The 570-nt window shown below is 45.8% G+C and carries 2 rRNA genes; both read right to left on the bottom strand.

The features are described from left to right. Positions 1 to 154 (bottom strand): 23S ribosomal RNA (locus LZD48_RS18420); the annotation flags it as partial. Positions 155 to 489: 335 nt separating this feature from the next. After that, positions 490 to 570 (bottom strand): 16S ribosomal RNA (locus LZD48_RS18425); the annotation flags it as partial.

Genomic DNA, 570 nt, shown 5'->3' on the forward strand with positions numbered 1-570 from the left:
TACGTACTGTCCCATTACGGACAGTGGGTTGCCCCATTCGGAGATCTCCGGATCAACGTTTACTTACAACTACCCGGAGCATATCGGTGTTAGTCCCGTCCTTCATCAGCTCCTAGTGCCAAGGCATCCACCGTGCGCCCTTATTCACTTAACTAAGTTACAGTAAATATAGCTTGTTTTGCCTTGTTGGTCTGTTAAAGACCAATCTATTGAATCTAGCTTCAGCTCCTAGAAACTCCCGTCATAAGCAATGGTCTTCCAAACGCTAAAAAAACAAGCGTTTTCCAGCCCCTTGCTAGCGTTGCGTTTCTGAACAGTCGCCTTAGCCTTTTGTTTTTGATGTCGTTGTTACTCTTATTTAGTTTTCAAGGTACAAATAGAGAGCTTTGCTCTCTCAAAACTGAACCAAACAACCCAGTATGTTCCGAAAATAGTCTAGCTCCAGTGGCCGGTAAACAGCCACTTGCGCTTTCTTATTTATATCCTTAGAAAGGAGGTGATCCAGCCGCACCTTCCGATACGGCTACCTTGTTACGACTTCACCCCAATCATTGGTCCCACCTTCGGCGG

Source organism: Oceanobacillus alkalisoli, assembly GCF_021556485.1.
Classification (GTDB): domain Bacteria; phylum Bacillota; class Bacilli; order Bacillales; family Amphibacillaceae; genus Oceanobacillus; species Oceanobacillus alkalisoli.